This is a genomic window from Burkholderia sp. HMSC10F09 (assembly GCF_001806955.1).
In the GTDB taxonomy this organism is placed as follows: domain Bacteria; phylum Pseudomonadota; class Gammaproteobacteria; order Burkholderiales; family Burkholderiaceae; genus Burkholderia; species Burkholderia multivorans.
In genome coordinates this window covers 49,342-69,251 of the sequence record NZ_KV786860.1, presented here as the reverse complement: position 1 = coordinate 69,251, position 19,910 = coordinate 49,342, and the positions used below count along the sequence as shown (strand labels likewise).

Here is a 19,910-nt window from a genome sequence, read left to right as displayed (position 1 = left end):
GCAGGCGACGAATCAGCGTTCTTGCGGGGGCGTCCGGGCCGTCCCATTCTTCGCGTTCTCCAATGACTGCGCGGCCATCAGGCCGGTATCCACGATCGACCGCAGCTTGACCTTGATCGCTTCAAGCGCTTGCAGTCGATGCCATGCATTCAACGCTACAGTCGACTGCGGATCGTCGCCACTTCGCCAATCGGAAATCGCCTCTTCCTCGACCTCGTTCAGTGCGCTGATCAGCACTTCGTCTTCCAGAATTTCGGCAGCGCGACGGCCGCGCGCCTGCTCTTCTCGCCAACGTCCCTCATTCATGCGTCTCTCCCTGTGCCTGCTTGCCTGCCTCGACGAACTCGACGCGCAACAGCGACCCGCCGGCTGGCAGGCCAAGATCGACCTTCTCGCGCAGCATCCCGAGGTGCTTCATTGCGTTCGTGAGCGCCGTGTTCTTGTCGAGGATTTTGTACTTCTTCGTGTACCCGCTCAGCGCGCGGTCCTCGCCGCTCCCTTCGTATTCCTCGAACACGTCGAGGCCAGCGATCGCCGCCGCGGTGTCGTCGTCGAGTTCGCTGATGGGCAGCGGTCGGCCGTCTGCATCGAACAGCTTGCGCGGGTCGAAAAACGCGATGCGCGCCAGTTCCCGCAGCACACGATCCTGCGTGATCCCGGTGCGTTGCTCGCGCGCCTTCATCGCTTCGGAGATTGCTTCCGCAATTTCAGGTTTTTTCAACAACTCGAATCCGATCTGGCCGGCCGTGCGTTTGCTGTATCCCGCACGTTCAGCGGCCTTCGTCGCGTTCAGGTCGATCAGGTATTCGTCGACGAAACGCTGATGCTTCGCGCTCAGCTTCTTGGCCTTCCCTCTCATGTGCCCTCACTCTTTCCCAAGCCGCATTAGGACGCGCAACTTGCGCCACGTGCAGCGCTCCTCCGCGCGCACGATCAACGAGAACCGCGGAGCGAGCGCGACGATCACCTCTACGGCCAGCACCGGCGGATAGCCGATCCACACGCGCACCGCTCTCCTGCAACGTTGCCTGAAAATCGTCAGCGTCGCCCCGTAGCCGCCCTCGTTCACGACAAAAGCGCGCTCGTCACAGTAGAAAAGACTGCGCATCATCAGCTCCGGTTGATCAGATTCCATTTCACGTATTCGAGTGCGCCGACCACCTCGACCGTACCGAGAGACGCGAAGCGGTCCTCCATCATCAACCGCAGCACCTCATCGTGAAACCGCTCGACGATGGGGTTGCCCTCGCGCAGTTGGATCACGCGCGCGAGCCCCTGAAGCCTCGTCGGCAATTGCGGCGGCTCGACGCTCAACACCTGATCAACCCACGCCTTTTGAGCATCTGCGAGCTCGCGACGCCTAGCCTCAAAATCGCGATCGTCCATCACGCCTCCTCCAGCAACGCTTGGCGCCGGCGCAGCTCGCGATAGTCCGCGATGATCTCGTTCAGCACCGGATTGCCCTGATAGATCCCACGGTTCACCAGTTCGAGGAACTTCAGCTTGCGCGAAATGATGTTGTCCGGCTGCTGCTCCATCTGCGCCATCGTGCGCACCGGCGCCGTCGCGAGATACCGATTGAACTGCTCGACCGTGCACGTGTACTTTGGGTATCCCTCACCCTCGACGCGAGTCAGGAACCCCTTCGCGACGAGCCGCGGAACTGCTCGCTGCACCGCATCGCGATCGGCCTCGATGAACCGCGCAAGCACGCCGCTCCCGAGCGGCATTTCGGCCGTGCGCATGAACGACATGATTTTGTAGGTCAGGTTCGACATCGATCCCCCAGATGTGAATGACACCGCCGCGTCAGGACTGGACTTCGGCCGGCCGGTTGTACTCGTACAGGCGCTGCTTCGACAAGTACCCCTCGAGCGACCAGATCTTCGCGATCGCGTTCTGGCGCGCGATCTTGCGGCCGATCTCGGCGTCGAAGTTCTCGGGCGATGCGCACGCGCTCTCGCCGGTCACGGTGAAGCCGTTGCGCAGCACAAGCACGCAGAAGGTGAGCAGCGAAAGCGCAGGCGTCGAGCCATTCTCCGTTCCGTCAACGATCGATGCACCGTAGACACCATCATCGGCCGTGAAGTAGTGCGTCTCCGCGATCACCGCCTCGACATCGTCCGGCGTCACACGCGGTGCGGTCTTGCCCTTCGCGACGATCTCGTTCTCGATCGACGCGTCGTCACCGCGCGCGCCGGGTTGCGTTGCCATGTTCATATCCGTCTTCTCCGTGAGGTAGGAATCCCCGTCTCTCCGAGGTGTCACGCCGGCCTTTCGGCCACCCTGACAAAGGGCTGATCGCGCGGCGTTCCGCATTGGATAGTGAGAGCGGCCGGTGCTGATCTCCGGCAAGGGAATGCGGTGCCTTCTTCTCCCGATATTCGTTACTTCCACCCCTCGGGATCGGCCATGTTCCGGGGTCGCCTCAGCTAGGCGCATTCGCTCTCACGGCTGGCGACGGCGACCGTATGCGCGTCGAAGGCATTCAGCCCGTACACCGGGATTCGAACCCTGTCATCGCCATGCGTGAGAGGACCGGTTACGCCGGTCAGGCGGCCGCTCGGCACATTACGGGATGCGGCGCGCTCCCTCAGAGTCGGGCGTTACGCCCGCGCATGTGCCATACGCTCAATCTCGTTCCTGCATCGGCGCCCGCTCCGCGCGTGCGGCCATTTGCTACGGAGGTACTTCTCAACTTCTCCAGCCAATAGCCCCCCTACCCCCACGGGGTTTCCGCGAGGAAGAGGGTTTCTCCAGCATGAATCCGCGCTTTCCACGGGTATCGGCTTCTTTTTCCCCGTGGTCCCCTGGTAGCGCGGCCCCGAAGGTCAGCCAGCACCAGCCCACATCCATCGGAATTGCACCGGGGTGGGTAACGTTTTTTTACGAGGATTCGCTGCCTCGGTGTTCAACTCCGCGCGGCCCATTCAAGCCCTTAGTTTCTCTGGCCCGGAGTGCCAGTCATGCGATTACGTCGCTTAGGACGCCAGTTCAGTTATTTCGTCAATCCAGACATCGAGGTACTCGCGGTGGTCCCAGTGCGCCTCTCTCGGATAGCGGCCAAGCGATTCGAGCAGCTGAGCTGCGCGACGTACCGGCGACTCGCCAATCGATTCGGCGCAACCGGTAATTTTTTGAGCGAACGCTCGTAGAACGCGCACGGGGACATGTTTGCGATGCGCCATAGTCACCTTTTGATCAGGTCACGAAGAAGCGCAACGACCGACGACAGGCCGGCACGCTGATGCAGGTCGTTTGCGTCGTCACCGACGGCCGGCGGCATCGTCCACGGCAGGCCCGTCGCTCGCGCGACGCGCTCGCCGGTGCCGCTCGCATCGTTGTCGGCGACCACATACCGCGGCCCATTGAACAAGGCCGCCACGTGCTGCAAATTGCCGGCCGAGAAACACACGACGACGCGCGCGCGCCGGTACAAGCGGTTCAGCGCTTCGCGGACGCTCAATCCAGTCGCGAACCCCTCGACGAACCAGTGCTCGCGGCCGGCCCCGAACATGAATACGGAACCCTTCGCCGCGCCGCCGGGCAAAAACTTCTTCTCGCCCGTGTCGTTGATCCACTGAACGCTGTTCACGCGCGCGTAGTCGTCCGCCGACCGCATCGGAATGACGAGCCGGCCGTCGGTGTCGACGAGGCCGATCTCATTAGGGAAGCCCTTGGACGCGAGATACGGGTGCGTGCCGTGCTCGCAGCGCGAGACGATGTCAGTCGCCTCCCGCGCCGCTTGCGCGCGTCGCTCTGCATCGCGCCGCCGCTCAGCCTGTATGTCGCGTCTCGGAACTTCGACCGGGCGAATCTCGTCCCGACCGGGACGGAATGCGATCGCGGCCTCATGTACAGCCCAGTTCTGAACCCACCCAGTGCGGCCGTCGTACAGGTACGCGCCGTTGCGCTTACGCGGATGGTCCGTGGTAGGTACGCGATGGGGACGGCCGTCCGCGATCAGGTCGCGGATGATGAGTCCGTGCGCAGCGGCGAAGTCAGCGAACCGCATTGGCCGACCTCCCCAGTTGGTGCGCGCGCTTGATCAGCAGTGACTGAACCTTCCCTTTCAGCTCGCGAGACGGCGGCTCAACGTCGGTTACTGAGAAGTCGGCCTTCGGCCAGTGCCCGTACAGGCTCTTGAACTGTGCCAATGCGAACTTGCGCGCCTTTTCCGTATCGCCGTTTTTGCGCTCGATCGCCAGTCCGCACAGCTGACGCCATACACTGGCCTTGTCGCGCAGATAATCCGGCCCCTTCGCAGTCGAGTTCTCGACCGCGCTCACAACCTCCATCACGCCGGCAACGTTCTCGACCAGAGAGCGACGCTCGCGTTCCTTGCCACACGCGGGGCAAGCTGTGCAATTCGGCGGCAACACAAAGCCGCAACCGGCACACGTGATCTGCTTCTTTTCCTCGAGCGACGGTTCCTTGCGCACCTTCGAATCGAGATCTCCGTCGTCCAAGCGATCGAGGCCGTGTTCGAAAATCCGGGCAGTGTCGATGCCGAACCGGAGTGCGTTTCCGCAATGGTCGAGCCACAGGCCGAAGGTTTTCCCCGGCGACGGCCGCATCACGCGCCCGAGCTGCTGAATATGGCTAGACAGGCTCTTGCGGTACGGACGCGCGGCAATGCCACAGAGAATGTCCGAGACGTCGAATCCCTTCGTGAACACTTCGCACGAAACGAGGCCGTGAATCTCCGAGTCCGGCTTGCGGAATTCTTCGATCAGCTCACGCCGTCGCTCGTCGCTCCCGTCGCGATAGCTGATCTGCTGGAAGTTGAACCCCTGCTCGTTGAACTGCCGGCAGAGTTCGGCGCCGTGCTCCACCGTTGCGCTGAACACGATCGTCTTGACCGGGCCGCCGAAATGAAGACGCGTCTTGTCGATCCACTCCGATACGATGTCGCCGATGATCGCCATGCCGCGCTGTTCGATCTCCTTGTCGCTCCACTCGCCGGCAACGACCTTCGCCCCTGTCATGTCGACGGCGCGAGCGGCATACACCTGCAGCGGTACGAGCCAGTTGTCGGCGATGAGCCTGTTCGTCGTGGTGACGTTGACGAGATTCGTATAGATCTGCGACAGCCCCTTCGTGAACGGCGTCGCGCTCAAGCCGATCACGCGCAAATCTGCGCGATTTTGGATCAAGCGCGTCGTTTCACGCCGCGTCGCGTGACATTCGTCGACGATCAGCAAATCGAGATCCGGGAAAAATCCGCGCTTCTCGAGTGTCTGTGCCGAACAGATCTGGATGCGCTCGTAGCCGCGGCGACGCCAGTGATCAGCTTGAATCACGCCATGCGGGATACCGTACTTGTCGAATCGCTGACTCGTCTGGTCAACGAGGTTCACGCGATCGACAACGAACGCCGCGCGCCGCCCCTTCTTGTTGACCTCATCGCAAAGATACGCGCCGATTTCCGTCTTGCCGGCGCCTGTCGGCGCCATGAGCACCTGCGCGCGATGGCCGGCGCGCATGCCGGCACGCAGCGCCTCGACGGATTCCAGCTGATACGGACGGAGAACGATGGGGTCAGCCATTTGCCTTGTACCCCAGTTGCTTGCGCAGACGCTTCACTTCGCGCTTGAGTTCGGCGTTCTCGTTCATGAGATCGTCACGGCGATCCTGCAACCGCCGGATCTCGCCTTTCAGGCGCGCGATTTCCTTGCTCGCTTCAATCAGCTTCGCTTCGCCTTGGCCGGACTCCGCCGCTCGGTATGCGTCGAGCTCCCCGCGAACTTCCTCGAGCTCGTCGGCAAGCGTCGAGACTTGCTCGCGCAGCTCGTCGATGATTTCCGCCGACTCGGCGGTTCGCGGACGCTTCGAATCTACGGCGCAGGTGCGCGCCGCCATTTCGGCGGCGCATTCCGGCTCGGCCTCAACGGTGTCACGCGATACTGGTGCTGGATGGTCCGGCGCGCGCAATGCCGCGGACCCGCGGAGCTCCGCGATGCTGTCAGCCAAAGGGTGATTTACTGCTTTACCATCCGCGCGTGAATTTCCGCCTCGGGGCCCTGAATGACGGCCGATATTGACCGTCTTCATCACTGCTTCGGTGCCATGCCTTGTTGTATAGATTCGCGGTTTGCCGTCCTCAACCGATGCACGAAGCAACGTAGTGGATGGACTAGATGCATCGTCACCGATAACGTTATCGGTGAGAGCTGCGCGAAGTTTCCCGACAAACGGTTGCGATACCTTACAGGCACGTGCTATTTCGTGATCGCTCCATGCCGCCCACTCGGCATCCTCTAGCATCATCGATACTGCGCGACGCTTGTCCTCGTTCGTGCGACGCAGACCATGAATCGCATTTGCGCCAAGGGCATAGAGTTGTGCGTCCCGCCGCGTGCCCTTATAAACGTCGGCCGGAATTTCCTCGACTCGCGCAGCGACATACGCCTCGTACCGATGCCAGCCGTCGGCGAGGTAGTAGTAAATCCCGTCGAAGAACGTGACGACTGGGGGAAACTTCGCGCCGCCCTGCAGTGCTTCCTTGTACTCCTCAACGGTCGACACATTAATCTCCGCCCGCGTCTGGAGGGAAATCTCGCGGCGAATTTCCGTATGCTTCAGCAGTTTAGAGGTCGACTTCTGCTGCATTTTCGAGACGATCCCGGGAAGATTTGGCAAGGGCGTGATTCGGGAATCTGCGTACGACACGCTCATCGACAGCGCGGTTGAACGCAGTACGGGCGATTGACTTGTGCGCAGCCGGATAGCCAGATTGTGACCATTCGAGCTCGAATTGACTGTCCCGATAGATCGTCAGCCCAATAAGTCCGTTGACATGCAAGCCGATCAGATCCGCATGCGAACTGAATCGGCTCTCGATTTCGGTGACGATTGAGACGTCTAATTGATCGCGCTTCATCAATATGCCCCCAGATCCAGCGAACGGATCAAAAACGTAACAACCGGCGCCGGCAAAATGCGCCAGTTGTATCCTGCCATCAACGCTTGCTTGATCTTCGACTTCATCCTGTCACCGCTTTCTCTTAGGACTACTTTTGATCACTTAAAAAGAACCCCTCGTTATGGAACCGCTGGTAATCGGCCAGATCGGTTTGCTGCAGGGGATCCTCTTAAAACCGGCTTCCTTCTTCCTCCATCGATTGGCAGTCGACGTCCATAGGCTATTTCGGTTTCCCGGCGGTAGAATCCTGATCGCTACAACCAAATTGACCAGCAGCCGGGGGATTGCCATGGATCTTTCGCTCGTCAGCGGCGCAGTCGCTTCCATCAACGCCGCCAAGGACATCGGGAAAGCCGCTCTCGGCCTTCGAGACTTCAACCAGATGGCGGCGAAGATCAGTGAGATGAATGCCTCGCTGCTGGACGCCCAAAACAGCCTCTTCACGCACAATTCCCAACTTCTGGCGCTCCAGCAGGACTACTTCGAGGCCACAAAGCAATTGGCCGAAGCTAAAGAAGCCCTCGCGGAGAAGGGACGCTACGCGTTGTTCGAAATCGTTCCGGGCAGTTTTGCGTATCGCGCAGACGCTCGGCCAGCTGGCACCCATGACGGAAATCCAGTCCCGGCGGAGCCGGAGCACTACATCTGTCAGCCCTGCTTCGACGGCCCCGATCGTCGCAAGGCCGTCCTCCGCCTCCATCCGACGACCCAATACGCCATCGGCTGGTGGCATTGCCCCGTCTGTGACACCGATATCAAGCTTCCCGGCCAGGCAGCGCCCATCAATGCACGCCGGTGACGCAGTTGTCGCAGTGGGATCGAGCTGTGATTTCACGCCGCCTCCCGCCCTTCCTGAGGAGCCGCGGCATAGCCGAGCGGATCGGCCAGCCAGCGGTGCACCTCGGCGTTGCTGTAGCAGGAGTGCGTGCGGCTCATCCGGATTGGCTGGGGAGCCTTGCCGGCGATCCCCAGCTTCCTCCAGGACTCGCGGCACATCGGAATAAAGGGCGCGATCTGCGACCACTTGGAGAGGCCGACCCGCGGGAGGATCGGCTCGGTCGGCTTGCCGGAATCGGCTGGCGCTGCTGTCTTTTTCACGTTAGCTCGCGTTGGGAAGTGATCGTGAGCTAATGGTAGAAAAAGCGCAGAACACAAAATAGGAGAGAGGGTTAAGAAAACCTAACCCACATCTCCCAAGGCAGTGGCCGCCTACAGCATCGCCATCGCCTCCTTCAGGAAACATTTTCACATATAATCAAACACATACAGCATACCCATGGTTATCAAGAACCTGGGGTACTGGGCGCTCCACCGCTGGTCTTCCAGTTAGCAACTCGGGCGCACTCTGAAATCGCAGCCTTGTTGATCTTCCCCTCCCAGACTAGACCGAGTTCCACGTAGCGACTCGACAACCAGTCCTCCATGGTTTTCAGGACCGCCTTGCCCTCATATAGATTGCCATCCTCCATAGCGAGCCAAACCTTGATTGCGGCAGCGAGTTTTGGGGAATAGCGCGGATGCCGAGCATCTAGGTATGCCTCCTCGCTCGAGGACTCCGGAAAAAAGAAGCCGGACTTCACGCCGCGACTGGATAGCCAGGAAACGAGGTCGTCTCGTGAAACTGTCGTCAATGACCAATCCGGAAATGGCTTGTAGAAGCACGACTTGTCCTCCGACAACGTTTCATCGTCATCCGCGGTGGTGCCGTATGCCGATACGAACTGCGATTCGGAGTATTCTAGATCGGCCATTTGGTCTGCATAGCCATATTCCCGTGCTGAATATCTGATCTTCGCGCGAAGGCGGTCACTCGTGATCGCGCTCATAAGGGCCTTAAATGCAACTGCGTAATTTGGGTATACCTTATCGAAAAAGGTATCGTTCTTGTGCCTTTCAACAAATGTCGGCTCATACCCCGCCACAAGCGCAGCAGCATCCACAACGGAAAAATCATCGCTCAGCCCCCAGAGATGATTAATCTCGTCGTGCCCGGCATACGTCGCCCCGAAATCTTCGTCGTCGTATCCCACGTTATCTCCCTCACATAACTATCATTCTGGAATGGTTGAAAACTGATGAACCAATTCTAGTTCTGCTCCAGCCACCGATCATTGTTCTCTTCGCAGTCATCCCAGCACCTCAGCGGATCGCCATTGTCCGGCCAATTCCGCGCGATCCACTGATGCATCTCGTCCCACTGAGGATGATTTTTGCCACTTTGCGGGTACCAATATGACCAGTGGCACCGCTTGAGCTCGTACTGACGATCCAACACAACGAGCTGACAATGGTTGTCTTTCGGATCGAATTTCTGATCGACGAAATATCGAGTCAGGAGGGTAACCTTCGGATCTGCTGCCCGATCCCACGTGGCGCGGACACCGTAGTCGCCATGTAACTGAAAGCGCCCCTCCTTCGAGCCCTGCACGGTCCAGCCCGCAGGCAACAGAATGTCGACGGTATTTGCCTCAAAATTTCCCCATTCAACGCCCCACGCACGACGCATTGCCTCGCGCACGTCCTCGACGGATTCGTAGCCGCTCGGGATTTCCAGTCCGCGGGGAATTGTGAAAATTCGCGCTGCAACGTCCTCATCAAGTTCGATCCGATCAGCGAAATCATTCCCAAACGGATTCGACAAGTGCGTTGAGCGATACCCAGTGTCGGCGGTGTCGTTCGAGTCGACTCGGACCACGGGCTCAATGTCGCGGGCAGCCGTAGCACTGCTCAAACCGCGGAACAAGCGGTCTGCCCGCGCGCGAGCACGTTTGGATTTTTCCCCCTTCGACATCATTCCCCCCGCTGTGTAGTCGACAGTGAAAGAACGCGCGTGCGCTCGGTCGCCCAAGCGTCGCGGTCCTCGTTAGCAAGCATATTGTGCTGCAAGCCGTACTCGAGCGCCGACACGATCCGGCTGCGGCCGTATGGGTCGATCCGATCAGCGACCGCGAGGCACTCGCGGAGCGGCATCGTGTCGATTCGCCCGTCACAGCGCATGAGTTGAAAAATAGCCGGCGCCCCATCGCAAAGCAGCGAGTCACCGAGCCATTTGAGTGTGCCGGCCGGCACGCGATCGTTAATCATGGCGCGCCTCCTTGCCATCGCGCGCAATAGCCGTGACAGCGGCATCGAGCAAGCCCTTGGCTATTTCTACGGACGTGAGAACGGCATACAAATGGCTCGAGCTTGCGGCGCTATTGGAGGCAGTCTCGTTCAGCACGTCGCGCGCAATCGCCAGATGGCAGGACGAGGCTTCTAGGGCATCTACCAGCGGCAAGCCTGCAGTGATCGACAGAAAACTGGTCACTGCACTGCTGCTAGAAAGCAGCTCGGGAGAGGTCTTCAGAGCACGAATGTCAGTCATGGCACACCTCGACATCGCTGCCCGCGCGCGGGTCGTCAGCCAACATCATTTTCTTGATGCCGCGTGCTGCTCCAGACGTCAGGAATAAGCCGATCGTCGCCAAATGATAGGCGCGTGTCTCTGGTTCTACCTCGTCCTCGATCGCATCGAACAAGGTGCTTGCCTGCTCAAACTTCGCCGCGAGATCCAAGAGATCAGATTCGTCGATCCGGTACATCGATGCTTCTGGGGCCGTCGACTTCACCCCTTCGGGCTTGGCACCGTCCGGTTGTGCAAGTCCAGCGGCGTCATACAGAGCACTCGCCACGTCTTCGTGGTCGCGTTCGAGTGCACCCACCAGATTTGCGAGGAAGCGATGCGGCGACCAGTCAGCCTTGCTACTGCCCGCCGCCGCTCGGAAACAGGCAATCAGGTCGCTGTGGGTGATGGTTCGCTTAGCCATTGCGCACCTCCACACGAGCCAGATCGGCAAGACGGCGAAGCGCTTCACCGGTCGCATCGAGCGCATCGCGATCAGTTGGTGCGGTCGCCGCGACACGCAGAGCGTCACGGATAATTTCGAGTGGGGATTGAATTTGCTCAGGACGAGCTGGGACGTGGCGCAACATAATGCGACCTCCAATGTCGAAATTGAAGACCTGCTTCCCGTCGCCAAACGGGGTGGGCAGGCGCTGAGCGAGGTTGGCGAACCGGGACATTGGAACCGGCAGACCCGAAGGTCTCCCCACCCAGGCCCACCCATTGACTGGACGTGCGAAGGCATACGGACGTAAAAAAACCGCGCAGCGGCGGTTGTCCGCCAATATCGTCAGGTCGCCAAACCCGTCCGCTGTTGTCTCAGCGGCGATTTCAGAATAGCCACGTGTCACCGAGGCGTCAAGCGGATTTTTACGCGCTCGCAGTCGTCACGGCTCCTGTTGCTGCGGGAAATGCCTCGAGCTCGGATCCAACTCGTCGGCAGTCTGAAGTGCCCATTGGCGCCACGAGGCATAGTCCTCGGTCGGCTGTGTGTCGGCCGCATGTCTTTGATCGAGCGACTGCACGTATCGACGAATCAGGTCGGCATCGTTCCAATCGCGCACCTCTTTCAGCAGATCGTCGACGCGACGCTGATCCAGCTTCCGCTCAACCTCCCGCGCAGCAGCCTCTTCTCGTATCTGCCGGATTGCCTCGTCGCGCCGTCGCTCTCGCCGTAGACGTTCGAGCGATTCAACATGACGAGTCTCGATCGCGGCCACGATGTCGGAGAGCCGGTCGAGAACGTTGGAATCCTGATGATCCTTAAATCGCTTCGCCTGATCAGAGTACTCGTCGATGATGAGCTCGAGAAGGCCGGAACCGAGGACGCCTTGATCCAGAACTCGATCCCAGTCTTCTTGTGCGAGCTTCGTCGTGTCTGCACGGAACCCTCGTTCGAGAACACGCACTCTTACTGCTGCCTCGTCGCGGATCAGGTCAAGGTGATGACAGCGATATCCCATCCTCGTCGTGAACCCGCGTGCTGCTGCAGCAACGCAAACTGCATCGAGAATCTGCAGCGCTCGTGCAAGCTTTGATTTGCTACTCCGGATCACTTCATGATCGTAGGCTCGACGCTCGGCATCGCCAGGTCGCGGCGGGAAATACTCCTCCCACGAGATCCATCGCTTCGCGGTTCGCTGAGCCTCATGCATCTGCGCGATCCGCACGACGACCGGATCCTTCAAGCCACGTGCAAAATCCATCTGGCGCTTCGACATGGGAACCTCGATAGTGTTGAACACGAATCTCTGCAATGTCGATCGGCGTGCAACGTCTGACAATATCATTCCCGACCTATGAAGACCGTCTTTATCCTCTTGGCCCAATATGATGCCCGCGCGATCATTCCGATCGAAGATGTCTGCCGGGACTACTTCGCCCCGCTCACGGTCGCGACATTGCTGCGGAAGATCGGCGCCGGCGAAATCCGGCTCCCGATAGTTCGAATGGAAAAATCGCAAAAAGGCGCAAAGGGAGTCCACATCTCGGACCTCGCGGCATTCATCGACAAGCAACGCGCCGCCGCTATCAAGGAGTACGAGTCGTTCCATGCAACGAAATGGAATGCCGAGTAGCTGGGATCCCGTCCTCCATCCACTCGATCACGGCCAAGGCAAAATCAAGCCAGGCTTGTCCGGATCCAAGAGCGCCGCTTTCTTACACTGCTTGAACTGTTCATAGCGCCGGGCAAGCTCAGGATCGGACCGCAGGATATCCCCTACGCAACGCAGTTCCTCCTGAGTGGTTCGCTGGCGACGTTCGGCCGCTTTGAACTGAGCTCGCACATCGACGAATGGTTCGAATGAACGCATATCATTGATAGTCCAGAAACCACCCCACACGGCAGCAATTCCGTAAAGCGATGAGGTCAGTGCGGCAACACCGGCGCCCATCATCCATCGAATCACCTCGAAACAACCGACGATCGAAACCAATACGACCACTGCGATCGAAGGCCGATCAATCCCTGTGATCTCCTTCTTGCGCGATAAGCATCGGCAGCGTACATAGAGTCTCCTTACCGTGACAGCTCGCCATCGGCGCATCCGTCTACAGGCGATCGAGCGCCGGCTCGATGTCCAACTCCTCCATCGGATAGAACTGCAGCATCGCCCGCACTCTTGATGTTCGACGCGTCAGCCGATCAAACGGGAGTCGATCAATGCACGGCGAACTGGCGCCATCGCGGATACTGCTCGAAGAAGCGTTCGTCGACGAAGGCAGAGTACAGCGTCGGCGACTCAGGATTTGTCGTCTCCATCTGAGGGGCAACTGCCAGTTTGGGATCGACGCCGGTGGTGGCCGACCAGGCGGACAGATCGCCGTTGAACTCGAAAACGTCTTCTCGAGGGATACGCAGCTTGATGGCAGGCATGGCATGCTCCGAGTCACGCGACTCGTCATCATCGCGCAGTCCGCCGGATGTGAAAAGCCCCGCTCGGGGCGCGGGGCTTGCGATTCTGCACAAGGGCGGCTCAGCTCTTTCGATTGGGGACTGCAGTGAATGTAACCCCCAGAGCATGCATTAGCTTCTTGATGGTGTCGAATTTAGGATTCGCACCTGGCCGCAGAGCCTTGTACAGACTCTCTCGGCCCAATCCAGCATCGGCTGCTACCTTAGCCATGCCTCTGGCTTTCGCGACGTCAGCGAGAGCTAGAAGAAGAACATCTTGGTCGTCTGCTTCAATCGCTGCGCTGATGTAGCTGGCGATCGTGTCTTCGTCGTCAAGGTATTCCGATGCATCAAAGGGCGTCACTTTGATCGCTTCGGTTGTTGTCATGGCTACTCCTTCCTCAGTTGTTCCCAGATCGCCTTTGCGTGCTTGATATCCTTGTCCTGAGAGGATTTATCACCCCCGCAAATGAGCAAGTACACCACCTTGCCTTCGCGGCCGAAATAGACGCGGTAACCAGGCCCTACATCGATCCGCATCTCCCAAACACCATCACCCAAGTCCTTATGGTCGCCAAAATTCCCACCACGAGCGCGGGTAATTCGACCGAGGATGGCACCCTTTCCGACCTTGTCCTTCAGATCGTGGAGCCATTCCTGGAACTCGTCAGTTTGGTTGATCGTGTTCATGGATCAACTGTATCCGCACGGATACATTGTAGCAAATAGGTTTCTTCAATCGATGGGCTAGCAATTTAGTGGTATGACAACCACTCTCTCGCGCTGCATCGGTGCAATTAGCCGTCAGCGGGCAACTAGGTTTGAATCAGCGTTGCCCAAGTAGTCGCCCCACCACTGCATCATCTTCCGGCGCTCCGGCAGGTACTCCGCATGGTTGTACGCAGCCCGGACGCCGTCCCGCTCGCTGTGAGCTAACTGCCGCTCGATCCAATCCCGGTTGAAATTGTGCTCGTTCAGGATAGTCGACGCGAGACCACGGAAGCCGTGCCCCGTCATCCGTGAGTGGTAGCCCATTCGGTACAGGGCATACAGGATCGTATTCTCGCTCATCGGTTTCTTCGAACTCGACCGGCTCGGAAACAGGAACTGGCTATGGCCGTTCAGTTCGCGCAGCTTCGCAACAACCTCAAGCGCCTGCTTCGACAGCGGCACGATGTGCGGCGCGCGCATCTTCATCTTCTCGGCCGGGATGCGCCATTCTTTCTTCTTCTCATCGATCTCGGTCCACTCAGCGAACCGGAGCTCGCTCGTTCGGACGAACGTCAGTGCCATGAACTGCAGCGCCAGCCGAGTCTGGTAGTCACCTTCGTACGCGTTGATCTTCTGCATCAGCTCCGGCAGCTCAGCCTCGCTGACGCGCTTCATATGTACGACGGTGCGCGTCTTGAGTGCGCCGCGGAGATCAGGCGCCGGGTCTCGCTCTGCCCGACCGCTGGCGATGGCATATCGGAAGATCTGGCTCGTCGCCTGAATCGCCTTGTGCGCGAGCTCGATTGCATCGCGAGCCTCGATCTTACGAATCACCGCCAGCAACTCGGGCGCCGTGATCTCGGCGATGGGTCGCGCGCCGAGCACCGGAAACAGCTCTCGCTCGAGCAACTTCATGATCCGGTCAGCGTGTCGCTCGCTCCAAGCGCCCTTCTTCTGCTCATGCCACTCCCGCGCGATCGGCTCGAACGAGTTCGCGCGATCCAGACTGCGCTGCGCCTTCGCGCGTTTCTTTTCGTGCGATGGATCGAGACCGGCGCGCAACTGCTCCTTGATCTGGTCACGGGCCTTCCGGGCAGCGAGCAACGTCACGGCCGGATAGACCCCGAGGGCCATCCGTTTCTCCTTGCCATCGATGCGATACTTCAGCCGCCAGTACTTCGACCCGTTCGGCATGACTTCGAGGTACATGCCTTGGCCATCGGCCAGCTTATAGGACTTCTCGCGAGGCTTCGCCGCGCGAACAGCGACATCGGTAAGGGGCATTTGGGCATGGGGGCATTTCGATGCCCCAAAATATCGGAAACTGCCCCCTACGATGCCCCCTGATACTGTGGGTGTCAATGGGAAACGATGGGCAACGCTGGCAACAAAAAGCCCCGTAAGTACTTGACTGACGGGGCTTTTTGGCCAAACATTGGATTGCTTGGGAGTATATGTGGTGCGTGAGGCCGGACTCGAACCGGCACACCCTTGCGGGCGTCAGGACCTAAACCTGGTGCGTCTACCAATTTCGCCACTCACGCGGATCCTTGCGTCGCCAGAGCGCGCGGGCACATCGTCTGCGCCCCGCACGTCGGGGTTTTCGGCCGGCGACACCGGCGCCCCGATCAGGCGAGCGCGAGATTCTACCCGATCTGCGCGGCGTTGTCTCGCTCGCCGGCACCGCGCGGTCGGCGGTGCTAGAATGCCGCGCTCGACGTGACCGCGGCACCGGCCGTGCGCGTCCGTCCCTGCCCCGACCCGAATCTGCCCCGTGAACTTCGACGATTACTGCCAGCAAAAGGCCGCCCCCGCGGGCTCCAGCGTCTACTACGCATTGCGTCAGGCGCCGGCCGCGGTCGAGCCGCGCCTGACCGCGCTGTTCGCGCTGCGCCGCGAACTCGAGGAAACCGTCAAGGAAATCAGCGACCCGACCGTCGGACACACGAAGCTCGCGTGGTGGCACAAGGAACTCGCGGCGCTCGCGAACGGCCAGCCGTCGCATCCGGTCACGCAGGCGCTCGCGCGGCACCATCCGTCGATCGCCGCCGAAGCCGACGCGCTGCGCACGCTCGTGAACGGCTACGGGATGGATCTCGAGCAGGCGCGCTATCTCGACTTTGCGAATCTGCAGCGCTACGTCGCACAGGTGGGCGGCACGTTCGCCGCGCTCGTCGCACGTGCGGCCGCCGCGCAACCGGGCGCCCCGCAGCCCTGGGCGGCCGACGTCGGCCGCGCACTGATGCTCGCGCAGTTCGTGCAGGAGCTCGGCAACGACGCGCGCCACGGCCGCATCTATCTGCCGATCGACGAACTGCAGCGCTACAACGTGACGGCGGCCGACCTGCTGAACCGGCGCTACAGCCCCGCGTTCACCGAATTGATGCAGTTCCAGACGGCCCGCGCGCGCGAAGCGCTCGACGCAGCCGACGCTGCGATTCCGGCCGCCGAACGCCGCGCGCAACGCACGTTGCGTGCGCAGATCGCGCTCGCGCGCGCGCTGCTCGACGAAATCGAGCGCGACGGCTATCAGGTGCTGCATCAGCGCATCGCGCTGACGCCGATCCGCAAGCTGTGGATCGCCTGGCGCGCCGCGCGCCGTCGCTGACGCGGCGCGACCGGCATCACGCCTTCAGCAGCGGCAGCGTATCGAAGCGCTGCTGGAGCACGCTCGTCGCATCGAGGCCCCACCACGGGCCGAGCACGGTCGCATAAAGCTGACGAAAATCGACGGCGACCGGCAGATTGCCGTTGCCGTCCAGTCGCGCCAGCGCCGGCGGCGCGCCATACAGGCCGCCGATCACGCGACCGCCCATCACGAAGTGCGGCGCGGCCGTGCCGTGATCGGTGCCGTTGCTCTGGTTCTCGCGCACGCGCCGCCCGAACTCCGCGTAGGTCATCACGAGCGTCGTATCCCAGCGCCCGAGCTCGATCAGCGCGCCGCGCAGCGCCGTCATCCCTTCCGCGAACTGCTTGAGCAGCGCCGCATGCTGGCCCGGCTGATTCTGGTGCGTGTCGAAGCCGTTGAGCGTCAGCCGCAGCACCGCGACGCCGTCCTGCGTGCCGCGCCCGTTCGCATCGCACGCGGCCAGCACCTGCATCGCGGTCTTCACCGACGTGCCGAACGCGCCGCCCGGAAACGCCGTCGCGAACGCGCGCATGCCGCCGCGCGGACGCAGCCGGTCGGCGGCCTTCACGATATCGTTCTCGACATCGATCACGTGCGCGAGCGCCGGATTGCGTTCGCGCAGCGACGACGGTTCGGCGAGCCGCGCCGCGCGCACGAACTGCGCGGGATTGACGAGCGCAATCGCACGCGCGCCGTTCGCGAGCGGCCCCATCTCGGCGCTGCCGAGCACCACGCCGTCGGCCGCGAAGCCGGGCGGCACGGGCGCCTGCGCGAACGTGCGCGTGAGCCAGCCTTCGTGCAGATACTGGTCGGCGCGCGACGCGGTGTCCCAGATCTCGATCGAACGGAAATGCGACAGGTTCGGCTGCGGATAACCGACGCCCTGTACGATCGCGAGCTGCCCGTCGCGCCACAGCGGCATCAACGGCGCCAGCGACGGATGCAGGCCGGTCTGCGCGTCGAGCTGCAGCACCTGGTCGCGCTTGACGCCGATGCTGCGCCGATACTGGTAATAGAGCGGATCGGCGTACGGCACCACGGTGTTGAGCCCGTCGTTGCCGCCCTTCAGCTCGACGAGGATCAGCACGTTCTCATAGCGGGCCGCGAACGATTGCCCGGCAGCCGCCGCGCGCGACACCGAGGGCCATAGCGACACGCCCGCCGCGGCTGCGGCTCCGGTCAGCGTCAGAAAATCTCGTCGGTTCATCATGCATCCTTCGGCCTGCCGCGCGGCTTGCGCGCCGCAGCGGCAACGGCCCGTGTCGTCGTCATTTCAATTGATAGGCCGGGTCCATCAGCAGCGCCTGCAGATACGCGCTGCCTGTCGACGCCGTGTCGATCGCGGCGACCGGCGGCACCGGCAACACCGCATGCTGCAGTTGCAGCTCGGTCGACAGCCCGACGACCGCCTGCGGGCGCGCACGGTACTGCGCAAGCCAGCGCTCGAGATCGAAGCGCAGGCCGCCGCGCGCGGGCGACGCCGGCCACGCCGCCACACCGCTCGTCATCGCGGCGGCGACGGACGGCCCGGCGCGTGATGGCGCATTCGCCGCGACGCCCGCGCGCATGCCGGCCGTCTCGGTCGCGCGGAACAGCTGCTCGACGAACTGCTTGCGCGCGAGCAACGTCGTGCTGTTGATCCACATTGCGCCGCCGGGCCAGCCCTTCACGTTCGGCGGATAGAACAGGTTCTGGCCGAGCGTGCGCACGGTGTTCGCGAGCATCTGCGGATCGCCGTACGCGACGTCGAACATCCGCACCGACCCGACGACGAATTCGGCCGGCGACTTGACCAGCACGCCGCGGTTGCGCGGATCCCAGAACGCATCGGTCGACCACAGCGCGGCGAGCGCTGCGCGGATGTCGTAGCCGCTCGCGCGAAAGCGGTCGGCGACGATCTCGAGCTCGCGCGCATCGGGCGTGTCGGACACGAACTCGCGCCACAGCTTCGCGGCGACGAAGCGTGCGGTCCCGCGCTGCTTCAGCAGGATGTCGAGAAACGCGTCGCCGTCGAACGGGCCGGTCTCGCCGAGTATCGTCTTGTCGCCGGCGTCGTGCCAGTCGGTGCGCACGACGAAGCGCAGCGTATCGGGATCGACGGTCCAGCCGGTCATCGCCCGCGCCGCTTCGGTCACGTCACGCTGCGTATAGTGCCCCTCGCCCAGCGTGAACAGCTCCATCACCTCGCGCGCGAAATTCTCGTTTGGTCGCCCGTTGCGATTGCTCGCGCCGTCGAGGTACTGCAGCATCGCCGGATCCTTCGCGACCGCATGCAGCAGCGTGCCGAAATTGCCGAGCGCCTCGCGGCGAAACAGCGCGTTCTGCGCGGCCATCGTCTGCGGGTACGGCACCTTGTCCTGTCCCGACGTGAAGTGACCATGCCAGAACAGCGTCATGCGCTCGGTGAGCGGCGACGGCGTCGCGACCATCTCGCCGACCCACGCGGCCCGTAATGCGTCGTAACGCCGATCGCGCAGCCGACGCGCTTCGCGCCGCATGTCGGGCGTGAGCGCACGGCGCAGCGCGCGCGGCGGCGGCGGCTCGTCGATCCAGTCGGGCCATGCGGTGACCGGCGTGCGCCGGATGTTGCCGAGCGTGTCGGCGACGAGCTGCGCGCGCGTCATGCCGACCGCCCGCGCGACGTCTGCCGGCGCCGGCGAGAAGCCGGTGCGCGTGAGGAAGAACAACGCGTCGTCGGCATCGAGCGGCGTCTGCATCGCGGGCGACGATGCCGCGCCGGCTGTATTCGCTTCCATCGTGATCGGCTCCGGAAACGCACGCAGCGTGCGAATGCCGGTTCAACGGCACGCATCGCCGCGGCGTTGACGGAGAAATTGCTACCGTGTATTTCCGCAGCGCGGCGCAGACGACGGCGCGCTCAGCGCTTGTAGAGCTCGCGCACGGCGTCCTCGATGTGCTGACGCAGCAGATGACGCTCTTCCGGCGTCATGTGGCCGTCGCGGCGGCGCTGCTCGAGATCGGGAGGCACGGCGGAACGGACGGACGGATCGGCGGCGCGATCGGGCTGCGGCGCCTTGCCGCGCGGCGCCTTGCGCGACCATGCGCCGTGCTCGGGACGTTGCGCATACGCGAAGTTCGACGCATACGGACCGGCGAGCGCGATCGTCAGCATCAGTGCAATCCGGGCAGATCGCATGACCGTCCTCGCTTCTTTGGTCGATTTGTTCCCTTCGTCACGCGGCAACCGGCTACCTCTGGTACTAGAAAAACCCTGCGGAATTCGGGTGTGCAAAGATGAAAGATGGAGTGCAGCGAGTATCTACCGAATTTCGGCTTCGAGTAAAGGAATCTCTATAGCCTGCCTTTACTCCGCGCGACACCACGGGTAAATTTTGTAACTGACTGT

Annotated in this window: 29 protein-coding genes and 1 tRNA gene; 3 read left to right on the top strand and 27 right to left on the bottom strand. The window is 61.7% G+C overall.

Going from position 1 to position 19,910, the window contains the following annotated elements:
- Positions 1-12: 12 nt before the first annotated feature.
- The 10 genes from HMPREF3115_RS23400 to HMPREF3115_RS31715 all read right to left on the bottom strand — a co-directional run bounded on the left by HMPREF3115_RS23400 (position 13) and on the right by HMPREF3115_RS31715 (position 6,883).
- The gene (locus tag HMPREF3115_RS23400; RefSeq protein WP_006405680.1) at positions 13-306 is read right to left on the bottom strand and encodes a hypothetical protein; all 294 of its coding nucleotides are present in this window, start codon (positions 304-306) and stop codon (positions 13-15) included.
- Positions 299-859 (bottom strand): terminase small subunit, encoded by a 561-nt coding sequence (locus HMPREF3115_RS23395; protein WP_070556275.1) that lies wholly within the window; start codon positions 857-859, stop codon positions 299-301. The genes HMPREF3115_RS23400 and HMPREF3115_RS23395 overlap by 8 nt, the downstream gene beginning before the upstream one ends.
- Before the next feature lie 6 nt (positions 860-865).
- On the bottom strand, positions 866-1,135 hold the full coding sequence (locus HMPREF3115_RS23390; protein ID WP_125902803.1) for a hypothetical protein: 270 nt from the start codon (positions 1,133-1,135) through the stop codon (positions 866-868).
- On the bottom strand, positions 1,111-1,386 hold the full coding sequence (locus HMPREF3115_RS23385) for a hypothetical protein (protein WP_070556271.1): 276 nt from the start codon (positions 1,384-1,386) through the stop codon (positions 1,111-1,113). Before HMPREF3115_RS23385 ends, HMPREF3115_RS23390 begins: the two co-directional genes overlap by 25 nt.
- A complete protein-coding gene (locus HMPREF3115_RS23380; RefSeq protein WP_070556270.1) occupies positions 1,386-1,778 on the bottom strand; it encodes a MarR family transcriptional regulator in 393 nt (130 codons plus the stop codon). The genes HMPREF3115_RS23385 and HMPREF3115_RS23380 overlap by 1 nt, the downstream gene beginning before the upstream one ends.
- Positions 1,779-1,809: 31 nt before the next feature.
- Positions 1,810-2,214 carry a Gp49 family protein gene (locus HMPREF3115_RS23375; RefSeq protein ID WP_227747617.1) on the bottom strand — a complete coding sequence of 135 codons (405 nt, stop codon included), beginning with the start codon at positions 2,212-2,214 and terminating at the stop codon, positions 1,810-1,812.
- Between the two features lie 976 nt (positions 2,215-3,190).
- Positions 3,191-4,015, bottom strand: a complete 825-nt coding sequence (locus tag HMPREF3115_RS23370; RefSeq protein ID WP_070556266.1) for a toprim domain-containing protein — start codon at positions 4,013-4,015, stop codon at positions 3,191-3,193.
- The gene (locus HMPREF3115_RS23365) at positions 4,002-5,549 is read right to left on the bottom strand and encodes a DEAD/DEAH box helicase family protein (RefSeq protein WP_070556265.1); all 1,548 of its coding nucleotides are present in this window, start codon (positions 5,547-5,549) and stop codon (positions 4,002-4,004) included. Before HMPREF3115_RS23365 ends, HMPREF3115_RS23370 begins: the two co-directional genes overlap by 14 nt.
- Positions 5,542-6,612, bottom strand: coding sequence for a ParB N-terminal domain-containing protein (locus tag HMPREF3115_RS30055; RefSeq protein WP_175835824.1), 1,071 nt, complete (start codon positions 6,610-6,612; stop codon positions 5,542-5,544). Before HMPREF3115_RS30055 ends, HMPREF3115_RS23365 begins: the two co-directional genes overlap by 8 nt.
- Complete coding sequence (locus HMPREF3115_RS31715) at positions 6,590-6,883, bottom strand: hypothetical protein (protein ID WP_146608043.1); 294 nt, start codon at positions 6,881-6,883, stop codon at positions 6,590-6,592. Before HMPREF3115_RS31715 ends, HMPREF3115_RS30055 begins: the two co-directional genes overlap by 23 nt.
- A gap of 163 nt (positions 6,884-7,046) precedes the next feature.
- Here HMPREF3115_RS31715 and HMPREF3115_RS23355 point away from each other — a divergent pair, with 163 nt between their 5' ends.
- Positions 7,047-7,724: a hypothetical protein gene (locus tag HMPREF3115_RS23355; RefSeq protein ID WP_070556263.1), complete on the top strand. Its 678-nt coding sequence runs from the start codon at positions 7,047-7,049 to the stop codon at positions 7,722-7,724.
- Between the two features lie 32 nt (positions 7,725-7,756).
- On the opposite strand, the gene HMPREF3115_RS32735 is transcribed toward HMPREF3115_RS23355, so the two are convergent.
- From HMPREF3115_RS32735 to HMPREF3115_RS31230, 8 genes are all read right to left on the bottom strand, one after another.
- A complete protein-coding gene (locus HMPREF3115_RS32735; RefSeq protein ID WP_070556261.1) occupies positions 7,757-8,023 on the bottom strand; it encodes a hypothetical protein in 267 nt (88 codons plus the stop codon).
- Between the two features lie 185 nt (positions 8,024-8,208).
- The gene (locus HMPREF3115_RS23345; protein ID WP_070556259.1) at positions 8,209-8,955 is read right to left on the bottom strand and encodes a hypothetical protein; all 747 of its coding nucleotides are present in this window, start codon (positions 8,953-8,955) and stop codon (positions 8,209-8,211) included.
- 56 nt (positions 8,956-9,011) lie between these two features.
- Entirely contained in the window at positions 9,012-9,719 is a 708-nt protein-coding gene (locus HMPREF3115_RS23340; protein WP_070556256.1) for a hypothetical protein, read from the bottom strand.
- Complete coding sequence (locus HMPREF3115_RS23335) at positions 9,716-10,009, bottom strand: hypothetical protein (RefSeq protein ID WP_141751723.1); 294 nt, start codon at positions 10,007-10,009, stop codon at positions 9,716-9,718. The genes HMPREF3115_RS23340 and HMPREF3115_RS23335 overlap by 4 nt, the downstream gene beginning before the upstream one ends.
- Positions 10,002-10,289 (bottom strand): hypothetical protein, encoded by a 288-nt coding sequence (locus tag HMPREF3115_RS31240; RefSeq protein WP_141751722.1) that lies wholly within the window; start codon positions 10,287-10,289, stop codon positions 10,002-10,004. Before HMPREF3115_RS31240 ends, HMPREF3115_RS23335 begins: the two co-directional genes overlap by 8 nt.
- On the bottom strand, positions 10,282-10,731 hold the full coding sequence (locus HMPREF3115_RS23330; protein ID WP_083302278.1) for a hypothetical protein: 450 nt from the start codon (positions 10,729-10,731) through the stop codon (positions 10,282-10,284). Before HMPREF3115_RS23330 ends, HMPREF3115_RS31240 begins: the two co-directional genes overlap by 8 nt.
- Positions 10,724-11,158 carry a hypothetical protein gene (locus HMPREF3115_RS31235; protein ID WP_141751721.1) on the bottom strand — a complete coding sequence of 145 codons (435 nt, stop codon included), beginning with the start codon at positions 11,156-11,158 and terminating at the stop codon, positions 10,724-10,726. The genes HMPREF3115_RS23330 and HMPREF3115_RS31235 overlap by 8 nt, the downstream gene beginning before the upstream one ends.
- 36 nt (positions 11,159-11,194) lie before the next feature.
- Positions 11,195-12,052, bottom strand: a complete 858-nt coding sequence (locus HMPREF3115_RS31230; RefSeq protein WP_200053104.1) for a hypothetical protein — start codon at positions 12,050-12,052, stop codon at positions 11,195-11,197.
- Between the two features lie 54 nt (positions 12,053-12,106).
- Between HMPREF3115_RS31230 and HMPREF3115_RS23320 the strand changes: the two genes are divergently transcribed.
- Positions 12,107-12,385, top strand: a complete 279-nt coding sequence (locus HMPREF3115_RS23320; RefSeq protein ID WP_070556247.1) for a pyocin activator PrtN family protein — start codon at positions 12,107-12,109, stop codon at positions 12,383-12,385.
- A gap of 27 nt (positions 12,386-12,412) precedes the next feature.
- Here the strand turns inward: HMPREF3115_RS23320 and HMPREF3115_RS31225 are convergent, their stop codons facing one another.
- From HMPREF3115_RS31225 to HMPREF3115_RS23305, 6 genes are all read right to left on the bottom strand, one after another.
- The gene (locus tag HMPREF3115_RS31225) at positions 12,413-12,745 is read right to left on the bottom strand and encodes a hypothetical protein (RefSeq protein WP_141751719.1); all 333 of its coding nucleotides are present in this window, start codon (positions 12,743-12,745) and stop codon (positions 12,413-12,415) included.
- A gap of 224 nt (positions 12,746-12,969) precedes the next feature.
- The gene (locus HMPREF3115_RS31220; RefSeq protein WP_125902812.1) at positions 12,970-13,185 is read right to left on the bottom strand and encodes a hypothetical protein; all 216 of its coding nucleotides are present in this window, start codon (positions 13,183-13,185) and stop codon (positions 12,970-12,972) included.
- A gap of 100 nt (positions 13,186-13,285) precedes the next feature.
- On the bottom strand, positions 13,286-13,591 hold the full coding sequence (locus tag HMPREF3115_RS30040) for an addiction module antidote protein (RefSeq protein ID WP_080594244.1): 306 nt from the start codon (positions 13,589-13,591) through the stop codon (positions 13,286-13,288).
- Positions 13,592-13,593: 2 nt separating this feature from the next.
- Positions 13,594-13,893 (bottom strand): type II toxin-antitoxin system RelE/ParE family toxin, encoded by a 300-nt coding sequence (locus HMPREF3115_RS23315; protein ID WP_043282337.1) that lies wholly within the window; start codon positions 13,891-13,893, stop codon positions 13,594-13,596.
- A 114-nt stretch (positions 13,894-14,007) separates the two neighbouring features.
- Positions 14,008-15,198, bottom strand: coding sequence for a tyrosine-type recombinase/integrase (locus HMPREF3115_RS23310; RefSeq protein ID WP_070556245.1), 1,191 nt, complete (start codon positions 15,196-15,198; stop codon positions 14,008-14,010).
- 173 nt (positions 15,199-15,371) lie between these two features.
- A tRNA-Leu gene (locus tag HMPREF3115_RS23305) sits at positions 15,372-15,458 on the bottom strand.
- A gap of 230 nt (positions 15,459-15,688) precedes the next feature.
- Here HMPREF3115_RS23305 and hpnD point away from each other — a divergent pair.
- A complete protein-coding gene (hpnD, locus tag HMPREF3115_RS23300) occupies positions 15,689-16,522 on the top strand; it encodes a presqualene diphosphate synthase HpnD (RefSeq protein ID WP_065494702.1) in 834 nt (277 codons plus the stop codon).
- Between the two features lie 16 nt (positions 16,523-16,538).
- Here the strand turns inward: hpnD and HMPREF3115_RS23295 are convergent, their stop codons facing one another.
- From HMPREF3115_RS23295 to HMPREF3115_RS23285, 3 genes are all read right to left on the bottom strand, one after another.
- Positions 16,539-17,750, bottom strand: coding sequence for a DUF1501 domain-containing protein (locus tag HMPREF3115_RS23295; protein WP_006408381.1), 1,212 nt, complete (start codon positions 17,748-17,750; stop codon positions 16,539-16,541).
- 61 nt (positions 17,751-17,811) lie between these two features.
- Positions 17,812-19,299 carry a DUF1800 domain-containing protein gene (locus HMPREF3115_RS23290; protein ID WP_070556243.1) on the bottom strand — a complete coding sequence of 496 codons (1,488 nt, stop codon included), beginning with the start codon at positions 19,297-19,299 and terminating at the stop codon, positions 17,812-17,814.
- A gap of 122 nt (positions 19,300-19,421) precedes the next feature.
- The gene (locus HMPREF3115_RS23285) at positions 19,422-19,700 is read right to left on the bottom strand and encodes a hypothetical protein (RefSeq protein WP_006408379.1); all 279 of its coding nucleotides are present in this window, start codon (positions 19,698-19,700) and stop codon (positions 19,422-19,424) included.
- Positions 19,701-19,910 lie beyond the last annotated feature (210 nt).